The 12,396-nt window shown below is 69.3% G+C and carries 11 protein-coding genes; 4 read left to right on the top strand and 7 right to left on the bottom strand.

Translation table 11 applies throughout. From position 1 onward, the window contains the following. Positions 1-25 precede the first annotated feature (25 nt). The 3 genes from rsgA to H590_RS0108935 are packed head-to-tail and all read right to left on the bottom strand — an operon-like array spanning position 26 to position 2,938. On the bottom strand, positions 26-1,093 hold the full coding sequence (gene rsgA / locus H590_RS0108945; RefSeq protein WP_028703285.1) for a ribosome small subunit-dependent GTPase A: 1,068 nt from the start codon (positions 1,091-1,093) through the stop codon (positions 26-28). Continuing rightward, positions 1,090-2,373, bottom strand: coding sequence for a 3-phosphoshikimate 1-carboxyvinyltransferase (gene aroA / locus H590_RS0108940; RefSeq protein ID WP_028703284.1), 1,284 nt, complete (start codon positions 2,371-2,373; stop codon positions 1,090-1,092). The genes rsgA and aroA overlap by 4 nt, the downstream gene beginning before the upstream one ends. Then, the gene (locus H590_RS0108935; protein ID WP_028703283.1) at positions 2,366-2,938 is read right to left on the bottom strand and encodes a DoxX family protein; all 573 of its coding nucleotides are present in this window, start codon (positions 2,936-2,938) and stop codon (positions 2,366-2,368) included. Before H590_RS0108935 ends, aroA begins: the two co-directional genes overlap by 8 nt. A 256-nt stretch (positions 2,939-3,194) precedes the next feature. Here H590_RS0108935 and H590_RS0108930 point away from each other — a divergent pair, with 256 nt between their 5' ends. Both H590_RS0108930 and H590_RS0108925 read left to right on the top strand, forming a co-directional pair. After that, positions 3,195-3,860 (top strand): sigma-70 family RNA polymerase sigma factor, encoded by a 666-nt coding sequence (locus H590_RS0108930; RefSeq protein WP_051238359.1) that lies wholly within the window; start codon positions 3,195-3,197, stop codon positions 3,858-3,860. Then, a complete protein-coding gene (locus H590_RS0108925; protein ID WP_028703281.1) occupies positions 3,857-4,129 on the top strand; it encodes a zf-HC2 domain-containing protein in 273 nt (90 codons plus the stop codon). Before H590_RS0108930 ends, H590_RS0108925 begins: the two co-directional genes overlap by 4 nt. Before the next feature lie 129 nt (positions 4,130-4,258). On the opposite strand, the gene H590_RS19425 is transcribed toward H590_RS0108925, so the two are convergent. After that, positions 4,259-4,333 carry a 50S ribosomal protein bL37 gene (locus H590_RS19425; protein ID WP_373887156.1) on the bottom strand — a complete coding sequence of 25 codons (75 nt, stop codon included), beginning with the start codon at positions 4,331-4,333 and terminating at the stop codon, positions 4,259-4,261. A gap of 213 nt (positions 4,334-4,546) precedes the next feature. On the opposite strand from H590_RS19425, the gene H590_RS0108920 reads away from it, so the two are divergent. After that, entirely contained in the window at positions 4,547-6,037 is a 1,491-nt protein-coding gene (locus H590_RS0108920) for a sensor histidine kinase (RefSeq protein WP_028703280.1), read from the top strand. Between the two features lie 9 nt (positions 6,038-6,046). On the opposite strand, the gene H590_RS0108915 is transcribed toward H590_RS0108920, so the two are convergent. Continuing rightward, positions 6,047-6,298: a WhiB family transcriptional regulator gene (locus H590_RS0108915; RefSeq protein ID WP_028703279.1), complete on the bottom strand. Its 252-nt coding sequence runs from the start codon at positions 6,296-6,298 to the stop codon at positions 6,047-6,049. 329 nt (positions 6,299-6,627) lie between these two features. Between H590_RS0108915 and H590_RS15835 the strand changes: the two genes are divergently transcribed. After that, on the top strand, positions 6,628-7,032 hold the full coding sequence (locus H590_RS15835) for a hypothetical protein (RefSeq protein WP_051238356.1): 405 nt from the start codon (positions 6,628-6,630) through the stop codon (positions 7,030-7,032). Between the two features lie 119 nt (positions 7,033-7,151). On the opposite strand, the gene H590_RS15830 is transcribed toward H590_RS15835, so the two are convergent. Next, entirely contained in the window at positions 7,152-10,904 is a 3,753-nt protein-coding gene (locus tag H590_RS15830; RefSeq protein WP_245569818.1) for a multifunctional oxoglutarate decarboxylase/oxoglutarate dehydrogenase thiamine pyrophosphate-binding subunit/dihydrolipoyllysine-residue succinyltransferase subunit, read from the bottom strand. A 181-nt stretch (positions 10,905-11,085) separates the two neighbouring features. Further along, positions 11,086-12,324 carry a glycosyltransferase 87 family protein gene (locus H590_RS15825; RefSeq protein WP_084149403.1) on the bottom strand — a complete coding sequence of 413 codons (1,239 nt, stop codon included), beginning with the start codon at positions 12,322-12,324 and terminating at the stop codon, positions 11,086-11,088. Positions 12,325-12,396 lie beyond the last annotated feature (72 nt).

Here is a 12,396-nt window from a genome sequence, read left to right as displayed (position 1 = left end):
AGAGGCCGGGGCCGCAGAGGTCTGATCACTGGGTCCGGGCGGCGTCCAGACGGCGGAAGGAGTCCAGTCTGGCCTCCGAGATCCGGCCGGCCGCCAGCGCCTCGTCGAGCCCGCACTCGGGGCTGCCGGCGGTGTGCGGGCAGCCGCGCGGGCAGTCGGCGGTGAACGGGTCCAGGTCGGGGAAGGCCGCCAGGACGTCGTCGGCGGTGACATGGGACAGCCCGAATGACCGCACCCCGGGGGTGTCGATGATCCATCCGCCCTCGGGCAGCGGCAGGGCGAGTGCCGAGGTGGAGGTGTGCCGACCCCGCCCGGTCACCTCGTTGACCTCGCCGGTGCGCCGGCTGACTCCGGGCACCAGGGCATTGATGAGCGTCGACTTGCCCACCCCGGAGTGTCCGACCAGCACGGTGACCCGATCGGTCAGCAGGTCGCGCAGCGGTGCCAGGTCCGAGCCGGGAGAGCTGGTGACCACCGGAACCCCGAGCGGCCGGTACATCGCGGCCAGCTCGTCGGCGGGCGCCAGATCGGCCTTGGTGAGGCACAGCACCGGCTCGGTGCCCGCCTCGTAGGCGGCCACCAGGATCCGGTCGATCATCCCGGTGCGCGGCGGCGGGTCGGCCAGTGCGGTGACGATGAAGATCTGGTCGGTGTTGGCGACGATCGGACGCTCGTAGGGGTCGGTGTCATCGGCGGTCCGGCGCAGCACATTGCGGCGCTTCTCGGTCTCGGCGATCCTCGCCAGGGTGCCCTCGGCCCCCGAGGTGTCGCCGTCCAGCCGGACCCGGTCCCCGACGATCACCGAGCGCCGACCCAGCCGCCGGGCCTTGGCGGCGACGACCTCCTGACCACTGGCAGGGATCGCGGCCCCCTGGTGGTCCCGGCGATGGGGGTGGTGCTTCTGCTGGTGGCCGTGGACCTGGTCGTCGAGCATGACCCGGTAGCGGCCCCGGTCGATCCCCAGCACGGTGCCCATCGGCAGGGTGGAGTAGTCGGGACGGTTCTTGGTCCTCGGCCGGGTACGCCGGGGCCGGTCGTAGGCGTCCTCGTCATTGGTGTCGATCCCCGAGGAGGCCAGCCGGCGGGGGCTCATCGGGGACCGATCATGTCGGACCACATCTGCGGGAAGTCGGGCATCGTCTTGGAGGTGCAGGAGACGTCGTCCAGCACGACGCCGGAGACCACCAGGCCGATCAGTGCGGCGGCGTGGGCCATCCGGTGGTCGTCGTGGCAGCGCAGAAGGGCGCCGTGCAGGGCGGCGGGGCCCCGACCCTCCACGACCAGGCCGTCGGGGGTCTGGCGGACCTCGGCTCCGACCGCCGACAGCTGCTCCTCCAGGGCGGCCAGCCGGTCGGTCTCGTGGCCGCGGATGTGGGCCACCCCGCTGATCCGGGTCCGGCCGTGGGCCAGGGCCGCCAGGGCGGCGACCACCGGGGTGAGTTCGCTGGCCTCGTGGAGGTCCACCTCGGCGCCGTGGAGCTGTTCGCCCCCGATGACGCTCAACCGGTCCCCGGATCGCGCGACCCGGGCGCCCATCGACCGGGCGACGTCCAGGAAGTCGACCCCGGGCTGGGTGGTGCGCTCCGGCCACCCCGGGATGGTCAGGCGGCCGGCGGTGACCATCGCGGCGGCCAGGAAGACCGCGGCGTTGGTGAGATCGGGCTCCACGGTGGCATCCATCGCGGCGATCGGGCCGGGGCGGACCCGCCAGTGATCCGGATCGGGGGTGCTCACCTCGACCCCCCGCTCGGCGAGCATCGTGCAGGTCATCGCGATGTGGGGGGCCGAGGGCACCGCCGGACCGCGATGGCGCAGGTCGATGCCGTGGGGGTAGCGGGCCCCCGACAGCAGCAGGGCGGAGACGAACTGGCTGGATCCCGAGGAGTCGATGGTCGCGCGGGGCCCGCCCAGACGGGCCGGCGGGTCGACGGTGAACGGCAGCCGGTCACCCTCGACCCGCACCCCGAGCTGGGACAGGCCCTCGAGGACCGGTGCCACCGGGCGTGCCGAGGCCGCCGGGTCGCCGATGAACCGGGTGGGTCCGGGAGCGGTCGCCGCGGCGGCCGGCAGGAAGCGCATCACGGTGCCGGCCAGCCCGCAGTCCACGGGCTTCTCGGCATGGTGCAGTCGGTCGGGTGGCAGGATCCTCAGGCGGCCGGGGCCCAGCTCCTGGAAGCCGACACCGAGGGCGGTCAGACCGGCCCTCATGAGCGTGGTGTCACGGCTGCGCAGTACCCCGTCGAGGGTGCTGGGGCCGTCGGCCAGACCGGCCAGCAGCAGGGCGCGATTGGTCTGGGACTTCGACCCGGGGACGACCACCTGGGCGTCCACCGGGCCCGGGGCAGTCGGCGCGGGCCAGCCGGACTCAGGCACGGACCTTCTTCTGGGCCTTGCGGGAGGCCTTCGCCAGCTTCTTCTGGCTCTTGCGGGCGGTCTTGGAGGCCTTGTCCTGGAGGTCCTGGGCGCCACTGCTGACGGCCTGTCGGCGCTGGTCGGCCCGCCAGGCGAGGCTGGGCCGTCCGGCGGTGTCGCGGGAGGCCATCATCGCGGCTCCCAGCAGGGCGACATTGCGCAGCAGGATGCGACGTCCGGCAGCCCTCTCCTCCTTGGACAGGGTCTTGTCGGGAACCGAGGCGATGACATGGGGAACCATCGTGAGGGCCACCGTGGCGGCGCCGACCCGGCGCAGCAGGCCGGTGGCCATCGCCAGCCCGCCGAGGGCCTGTGCCGCACCGCTGAGACGCACCAGGGACTTGGTGTCCTCGGGGATCCGGGCGCTCACCGACGGCGGCAGAGTCCGCTGGAGCAGCGGGACGAGGCGGTCGGCGACCGGTTCGGCGTCGGCCACGAAGGAGTCGGGCTTCACCGCGGAGTTGGTCCCGTTGACGATGAAGTAGCTTGCGAACAGGGTTCGGCCCAGGCCGCGAATGATGCTCATGCCTCTATTCCTACCGTCTCCGGGCGGTCGGCGGAAGCAGATCGTGCCAACGAAGTCGGTTTCCGCCCGGCGTCCGGGCCGGTCGGGGCGGCCAACGGGCCGGTCCGGGCGGGAATACCGTGCCGGTACAGGCGTTAGGTGCTGTATGGCTTGTGCAATGCTGTGCCGCGAGCGCACCGCTCCGGTCCCGGGTCGTCGGGCCGGTGGGCTGGTCGCCCCGGGACGTCGTGGGTCCGGTGGACTACGCTTGCAGCCGATGACCATCCCTGACACACCGACAGATGACGGGGCAGTCCCGGATCTGGCCGAGGAGACCGACGCGCAGCGGGCCGAACGGTTCGAGCGCGATGCGATGGGCTACCTCGACCAGCTCTACGGCGCCGCCCTGCGGATGACGCGCAATGCGGCTGACGCGGAGGACGTCGTCCAGGAGACCTACGCCAAGGCCTTCTCCTCGTTCAAGCAGTTCAGACCGGGCACCAACCTCAAGGCGTGGCTGTTCCGGATCCTCACGAACACCTACATCAACACCTACCGCAAGGCCCAGCGGCGTCCCCAGACCTCCGACGACGAGAATGTCGAGGACTGGCAGATCGCCCGCGCGGCCTCACACCAGGCGACCGGGCTGCGGTCGGCGGAGGTCGAGGCGCTGGACACGATGCCCGACGCCCAGGTGCTGAAGGCCCTCGAGGGGCTGTCGGACGACTTCCGTCAGGTCGTGATGCTGGCCGATGTCGAGGGCTTCTCGTACAAGGAGATCGCTCAGATCATGGGAACCCCGATCGGCACCGTGATGTCGCGACTCAACCGGGCCCGCAAGCAGTTGCGGGCCCAGCTGGTCGATGTGGCCGGCGCCCACGGGATCGGCCCGCTGGCCGGCAAGGTCGACCAGGAGACCCTGGATCAGGAGGTGCACTCATGAGCGCACAAGACGCCTTCTCCCCGGAACCCTCGCACTGTCCCGAGGAGGCGTGCGACTGGGCCCTGGGCCATCTCCAGGCCTTCCTGCACGGCGAACTCGACGAACAGGAGGCCGACACCTTCCGGCGTCACCTCGCCGCCTGCGAGTCCTGCCTGGACGAGGCCGATCTGGAGGCCGCTGTCAGCCGGGCACTGAGACGCTGCCACCACACGGTGCGCGCCTCCTCGTCGCTGCGGATGAGGGTCGTGCGGCTCCACATCGAGGGCTGAGACACCGCGAACAGATCCCGCGCACAGACAACCGCGTAAAGACGCGAACAGGGCTCCCGTCCTCGGACGGGAGCCCTGTTGCATCCCCGGTCACGGAGCCGGGGACGGCGCACCGGATGGTGCGTCAGATCAGGCGTTGGGACGCTTGCCGTGATTGGCGTTCTTCTTGCGACGCGCGCGACGCTTACGACCAGTCTTGCCCATGGCGCTCTCCTCAGCTCGGTCCACCCTCCCCACGGAGGGGCCGCGTGGATGCGCGGCAACGACCATATATTCTGCCCCACTGAGCCGCCTCGTCCAAATGGCCTGCCGCCACGCCCGGATCTCGCAGCCCTGTCCCGGACGGCGGTGGCCGATCGGGAGGCCGTGAGGGGCACCGGAGAGTGCGGACCGGGAACCGGGCCATAGAGTGTGACCATGCCCTCAATGGACCGTTTCATGGCGAGCCACAGCCGTCTCAACGCCGACGACGTCTCGTGGTTGGGCGAGGTCGTCGAGGAGTGGCAGATCCTCGCCGACATGTCCTTTTCCGACCTCATCCTCTGGCTCCCCGACGAGAACCCGCAGATCTACTGGGCGGCCGCCCAGATCCGTCCCGACACCGGACCCACCGCACTGGAGGACGACGTGGTGGGGGAGTCGATCGCCTACGACGACGAGAACCTCGTCACCGAGGCGTTCATGAGCGGCCAGATGTGCGAGACCAGCAACAACAAGCTGTCGGCCGGAATCCCGGTCGATGTCTGGGCCATTCCGGTGATCCGCCAAGGTGAGGTCATCGCGGTGGTGGAGAGGCACACCAACCAGATGGGGGTGCGGGCCCCCGGGTCGACCGAGGACAACTACCTGGAGATCGCTGGCATCCTCTCGGAGATGCTGCACCACGGCCAGTTCCCGCTCTTCCCCGGACACGACCGGGCCCTGGCGCCCGGGGTGACAGACGGCGTCCTGAGGGTCGCGACCACCGGAATGGTGACCTATGCCAGCCCCAACGCGATGTCGGCCTTCCGCAAGCTCGGACTGTCGGGGGATCTGGACGGGGAGTACCTCATCCCGGTGGTGCGGGAACTGTGCCCCAATCTGCGCGACGTCGGCCAGACCGTGGGGATGGACCTGGAGGGTCGCTCGCTGCGGGAGACCGACATCGAGAACGCCGAGGCGACGCTGAGGGCACGGGTGATGCCACTGCGCACCTGGCTTGACGACTTCGAGGTGCCCGCGGGCACCCTCATCCTGGTGCGCGACCTCACCGAGCTGCGCACCAGGGACCGGCAGCTGGTGACCAAGGACGCCACCATCCGGGAGATCCATCACCGGGTCAAGAACAACCTGCAGACGGTGGCGGCCCTGCTGCGGCTGCAGTCGCGGCGAATGACCAATGACGACGCCAGACTCGCCCTCAAGCAGGCGATGGCCAGAGTCTCGGCGATCGCGGTGGTGCACGAGATCCTGTCCCAGAACTTCGATGACGTCGTCGAGTTCGACGACGTCATCGACCGGATCCTGCGAATGGTCGGCGACGTCGCGGCCTCCTCGGGCCGGGTGGTCGCGCGGCGGGAGGGGAGCTTCGGAAAGGTCCGCGCCGATGTCGCGACGGCCCTGTCACTGGCCACCACCGAGCTGTGCCAGAACGCGATCGAGCACAGTCTGGCCTCCTCCTCGGGAGAGGTGGTGGTCCACCCCTACCGCAGGGCGGGACTGCTCATCGTGGAGATCTGGAATGACGGAAAACCGCTTCCGGAAGGATTCAGCCTCTCGGACCACCGCAAGTCCCTGGGACTGTCGATCGTCACGACTCTGGTCCAGGACCTCGGTGGCACCTTCACCCTCGAGAACAATCCCGACGGGAGAGGTACCCGGGCCACCATCAGCGCCAGGGTCGATCAGCCGGGAACGCAGATCGGCTGATCGACGACGTCAGGCCCGCCGGACCCGGGAACGGGACTGGCGGCGCTTGATGGCTCGACGCTCGTCCTCGCTCATGCCGCCCCAGACGCCGTGATCCTGGCCGGCCTCGAGGGCCCAGGTGAGGCACTCGGTGCGCACCTCGCACCGCGCGCAGACTTTCTTGGCCTCCGCGATCTGTGCCAGAGCGGGACCGGTGTTACCGATCGGGAAGAACAGCTCCGGGTCCTCATCGAGGCAGGCAGCCTTGTGGCGCCAGTCCATGCGTATGTCACTCCTTCTCTGCCCACCTGGGGTGGGTGGAAACTCACGATGTCCGGTGGTCCGCGGGACGGTCCACGACCTCAACCCGGACGGTCGAACCGCAGGGGGTCAACGACCGCGTTATGGTCCGACCAATAAAGTCTGACAACAGGATCGGCCATTGGCAAGACCTTTTCCCGTATTGCGGACAGCTGGTCAGGGCCGGCGGTCAATCGTGCAGGCTCCCGACTGTCTGTCCAGTGCGAAACACCGCCCTTATGATATGCGAGGCGGACCGGTTCGGGAAGGGTTTTTCCGAGGGATGAGGTCCCGACACAAGGAGGCGGCTCGTGGCTCAACCCGGCGCAACAGGCGGGCACACCGTCCACCGCTCGGTGCGGTCGGCCACCGGGTGGGGTCTGCTGGCGGCCCTCGGCAGCTGGCTCTCGGCCCTGGTGATCGCCGGCGTCGCGGTGGCCGTGATGATCATCGGCCACGCCCTGTTCTCGGCCGGCGTCGGCGTGATGCTGCTGGTCTACGCCGGAATCCTCGGCCTCATCGGGTGGGCCGCCGCACGGGGCGTCGGGTGGGCGGACGGGCTGCTCATCGCGAGCTCCCTGGTCCACATCGCGGTGGTGGTCACCCTGGTCCGCTCGGGTGCACCGGCATGGTTCCTGGTCTTCCTGGTGCTGGGCGCCGTCGTCCTGCTGGCGGCCGTGATGCTGGCGGTCGGCCACCGCGGACCGACCGCCTGAGCGACCGAGCCGGTCACCCGAGTGGACCGATCACCAAGGGGATGCGCACAGCCCTGAGCAGGGATTCATTCCACTGCTCAGGGCTGTGCACGATCTTGCTCAGGCTGCACCTGATCTGCTCAGGGCTGTGCCAGGGCAGCGGTCAGCAGGTCCTCCTCCTCGGCCATGTGCACGCTGTGCTGGCCCACCGACGAGGCCGCCGACGGAGGCCTCGCCACCACGGTGAGGGTGTCCAGCAGGCCCGGCTCCAGGGAGGACACCGCCTCGCGGAGGTGGGCCTGCATGAACGGCCACGGGCCCTGGTTCGCCGGCTCCTCCTGAACCCATCGGACATCGTCGACGTGGCGGTAGGGGGCCAATGCCTCCACCAGCTGCCGGGTCGGCAGCGGGTAGAGCCGCTCCATCGAGATGATCGCCACCTTCTCGGTCAGGTGGGCCTGCTCGCGACGCCGAACCAGCTCCCAGCGCACCTTCCCGGTGCACAGGATGACCTGCCGGACACCCGAGGGATCGGAGATCGACTCATCGCTGATCACCGGACGCCAGTGACCCTCGGTGAAGTCCTCCACGGTGGAGGCGGCCGCCTTGTTGCGCAGCATCGACTTCGGGGTCGCGATGACCACCGGCCGGTGCAGATTCACGTAGGCGTGGTAGCGCAGCAGGTGGAAGTAGCTGGCTGCCGTCGAGGGCTGGCAGACCGCCATCGCCTCCTCGCTGCACAGCGAGAGGAACCTCTCCAGACGGGCCGAGGAGTGGTCGGGCCCCTGACCCTCGTAGCCGTGCGGCAGGAGCAGGACCACCCCCGACTTCTGCCCCCACTTGGATCCGGCCGAGGCGATGAACTCGTCGATGATGGTCTGGGCGACATTGGCGAAGTCGCCGAACTGCGCCTCCCAGAGCACCAGGGAGTCGGGCCGGGCCACCGAGTAGCCGTACTCGAAGCCCAGCGAGGCGTACTCGTTGAGGGGGGAGTCGTAGATGTCCAGGTGGCTCCTGGTTCCGGGGATGTGGTTCACCGGCACGTAGTGCTTGTTGGTGGCCCGGTCGACGATCGCGCCGAACCGCTGTGAGAAGGTGCCCCGGCGCGAGTCCTGTCCGGTGAGGCGCACGTGCAGCCCCTCGGCCACCAGCGATCCCAGGGCGAGCATCTCGGCCGAGGCCCAGTCGATCGGCCCCTGGCCGCGCAGCGCGCGGGCGCGCCTGGCCAGCTGGGGGGCGATCTTGGGGTGCGGGGTGAAGCTGGCGGGCAGCACCTCCTGGGCGGTGGCCACCCGGTCCATCATCTCGGCGCTGATGGCGGTGGGCCGGTCCTTGTTCTTCTTGCGCGGGTAGTCGGGCACCGAGTCGTAGGGCTGGGCCTTTGAGGTGGCGTTGCGAACCTCCTCGAAGGCGGTCTCGAGCTTCCTGCGGAAGCTCGTCATCGCCGCGTCGGCGTCCTCCAGGGTGATGTCCCCGCGGCCGATCAGGCTCTCGGTGTAGACCTTGCGGGTCGACCTCTTCTGGGTGATGAGGTCGTACATGTGCGGCTGGGTGAAGCTCGGGTCGTCGCCCTCGTTGTGACCGCGTCGCCGGTAGCAGACCAGGTCGATGACGACGTCGCCGTGGAAGGTCTGACGGTAGGCGAAGGCGATGTGCGCGGCGCGCACCACGGCCGCCGGGTCGTCCCCGTTGACGTGGATCACCGGCGCCGCGATCGACTTGGCCACCCCGGTGGCGTACTGGGAGGTGCGTCCCTCGGCCGGGGAGGTGGTGAACCCCACCTGGTTGTTGACCACCACGTGGATCGTGCCGCCGGTCCGGTAGGGCCGCAGCTGGCTCATCTGGAGGGTCTCGAAGACCACCCCCTGGCCGGCGAATGCGGCATCCCCGTGCATCAGGACGGGCAGCACCGGGAAGTGCGAGGAGTCCGCCAGAACGTCGAGCTTGGCCCGGCAGATTCCCTCCAGAACGGGGTCGACCGCCTCCAGGTGACTCGGGTTCGCGGCCACCGAGGCCTTGATGCTGTGCCCCGAGGGGGCGGTGAACCGGCCCTCGTCGCCGAGGTGGTACTTGACGTCGCCCGATCCCTGGGAGTTGGAGGGCTCGGCATTGCCCTCGAACTCCCGGAAGATCTGCCCGTAGGACTTGCCGATGATGTTGGCCAGAACGTTGAGCCGGCCGCGGTGCGGCATGCCGATGCACACCTCGTCGAGGCCCTGGTCGGCCGCCTGGGTGAAGATCGCAGCCAGCAGCACGATGGCGGACTCCCCGCCCTCCAGGCTGAACCGCTTCTGGCCGACGTACTTGGTCTGCAGGAAGGTCTCGAAGACCTCGGCGTCGGTGAGCTGATCGAGGATCCGCAGGTGCACATCGCGCGACAGCGGGGTGTGCACCCGCTCGAACCGGTCCTGGAACCAGCGTCGCTGCTCGTGGTCGGTGATGTGCATGTACTCGATGCCCATCGTGGAGGCGTAGGAGTCGCGCAGGATTTCCAGGATCTCGCGCAGCGTGAGGTTGGCGCGCTTCATGCCGCCGAAGTTGTTGACCGGGAAGGACCGGTCGAGGTCCCACAGGGTCAGGCCGTGGCTGTTGAGCATCAGGTCGTGGTGGTACCGCGGCTTGTACTCGAGAGGGTCCAGGTCAGCCGACATGTGGCCGAACTGCCGCCAGGCGTCGATGAGGGTGATGACGCGGACCTGTTTGCTCACCTGGTCGGGGCGGCTGGCCATCCGGTCGGGGGCCCACTGGACGGGCGCGTAGGGGATCCGCAGGGACTCGAAGATCTCCTCGTAGAATCGGTCGGCCCCCAGCAGCAGCTTGTGGATGCGGCGCAGGAACTCCCCGGACTGGGCGCCCTGGATGATCCGGTGGTCGTAGGTCGAGGTGAGGGTGGTCACCTTCGAGATGCCGAGCTCGGCGAGCCGGGTCGGGCTGCCGCCCTGCCAGCCGGCCGGGTAGTCGATCGATCCCATCCCCAGGATCATCCCCTGACCGGGCATCAGACGGGGCACCGAGTGGTTGGTGCCGATCCCGCCGGGGTTGGTGAGGGATGCGGTGACTCCCTTGAAGTCCTCGACGGTCAGGGTGTTCTTGCGGCCTTTCGCGACGATCTGCTCGTAGGCCGCCCAGAACTGGCTGAAGTCCATCGCCTCGGCGGCTCTGATGGCCGGCACCACGAGCTTGCGGGTGCCGTCGGCACCGACCACGTCGATCGCCAGCCCGAGATTGACCGAGGGGTTCTCGATGATGTGGGGCTTGCCGTCGATCTCGGCGTAGGCATTGTTCATCGCCGGGACGTCCTTGAGGGCCCGGACCATCGCGAAGCCGAGAATGTGGGTGAAGGAGACCTTGCCGCCCTTGTTCTGGCTCAGGAAACGGTTGATCATCAGGCGGTTCTCGATGACCAGCTTCATCGGGATGTCGCGGACCGAGGTCGCTGTCGGCATCGACAGCGAGGTCTCCATGTTCTTGGCGGTGCGCATCGGGGCGCCGCGCAACCGTTCGGTGCGGGGCTCCGCCGGGGCTGCGGCGGGCGGCTCGTGGACCGGCTGGTCCGCCGACACCGGCGCCCGGTGCGGGGCGCCTGCCGGAGTTGACGGGGCGGGAGACGGGGCTGACGGGGCGGGGGAGGGTGCGGCCGAGGCCCTCGGGGCCGGTTCGGCCGGGGGAGCCGAGGGTTCCTCCCGCTGAGCGCGTCGGGGCTGGGGCGGGGTCGTCGTCGCGGTGGGGTCCGGTTGCGGGACCGGGTCTGCCTCGCGGGGGGCCGGGGCGGCGGACTCCGGGGCTCGCGGCGTCTCGGGGCTGCGGGGGGCCGACGTCCTCTCCTCGGCCTGGAAGAAGGTGACCCACTCGGGACCGACCGAGTCGGGGTCCCGTTGGAACTGCTCGCGCATCTCGTCTATCAGCCAGTCATTGGCCCCGAACTCCGCACTGGTCGGGGAGCTGGTGTGTCCGGCAGTACCTGATGCCACCTCTGCGCCTTCTTCCGTGGTCGATCACGGCACTGGGGTGCAGTTCGCCCTGTCCAGCGCCATTGCTCGTGACCCCGGTGCAGGGGCCGTCCTTGTCATGATGCTAGCGAGTCTCGGCAACCCGGCGGAGTTTCACCAGGGGCGAGATCGCCGATGAGCTGCGGGGGTGTCCGTCCCCGGTCCGCAGCGAGACGACCAGTGCCCACACGCACAGTCCGAGGGTGAGGATCGACATGGCGTTGCGGGTGGTGAGCAGGAGGATTCCCCAGCTGGTGGGTACGGGGGAGATGATCTGTCCGTAGCTCAACGGGTAGATGCACTGGGTGAGCACGGCGGTGACGAACAGCGCCCCGGCGATCATCAGGGTCAGGGGTCCCAGCCGTGCCGGTGCCCGACCCGGTCGGTCCGACTCGCCGGGCAGGCGGTCGAGCATCACCGCGACCGGTGCCCCCCACCACACGAAGTACTGGGGCGACAGGGTCTTGTTGCTCACGATCAGGGCGCCGATGATGACCGTCGCCGCCAGGATCGCCTGGCGGTGGCCGAGTCCACCGCGCCGCCAGGTGAGCCATCCGATCATCGCGGCGGCCGCCACCGCGATCATCATCAGCACCGAGGAGACCGCGACCCAGGTGTCGACACCGGGTCCGCTGATCTCATAGGCGTTGAACGGGGACATCCCCACCAGGTACTGGGCGCCATGGGAGAGCGCGTGCCGGATCATCGGGATGGTGGCCGGCACCGCCTCGACCTGAAGGCCGCGATCGGACTGCCAGCTCAGGGGAGAGACGGTGCGCGTCCAGCCGGTCAGCAGCAGCGAGGCCAGGGCCAGGCCGCCACCGGTGACGGCGAAGGTGACCAGGCGACGCACCGCCAGCCGGCTGCGTCCGATCATCGGCAGGATGAGCAGGGCCGGCCACAGCTTGATGGCCGCGCCGACCGCCACGGCCACCCCGCAGGCGCCCGGGTGACGGTGGAACCACAGCACGGCCAGTCCGATGCACACGGCGGGGACCATGTCGAAGCGGAACCACATCAGGGGTCCCATCGCCATCACGAAGAGGATCCACCACACCGTGCCGACACGGTGCCCGCTGTGCCACAGGGACATCGTCATGACGGCGTCCACGGTGATCATGGTGGCGGCGAAGAGGGGTATGAAGTAGCTCTCCTGGGCGCTGTCCGAGGCCCATGCAAGGACCTTCATCCCCCACACGACCGGCACCGGGTACTCGCGCATCACCTGTTCGATCGGCATCCGGCTGGAGGTCAGCCACCACCGGTAGTACTTGACGTCGCCGGTGATGTAGCTGCTGTTGGGCAGAGTGAACACCCGCAGCATCAGCAGTCGGGTGATGATCCACAGGGCCGTCACCGCGGATCCGGCCAGGAACTGGGCGCGGGCACGGTTGAC

Source organism: Acidipropionibacterium jensenii DSM 20535 (assembly GCF_000425285.1).
GTDB classification, from domain to species: domain Bacteria; phylum Actinomycetota; class Actinomycetes; order Propionibacteriales; family Propionibacteriaceae; genus Acidipropionibacterium; species Acidipropionibacterium jensenii.
The sequence above is the reverse complement of the archived record's forward strand: the minus strand, read 5'-3'. Positions and strand labels throughout refer to the sequence as shown.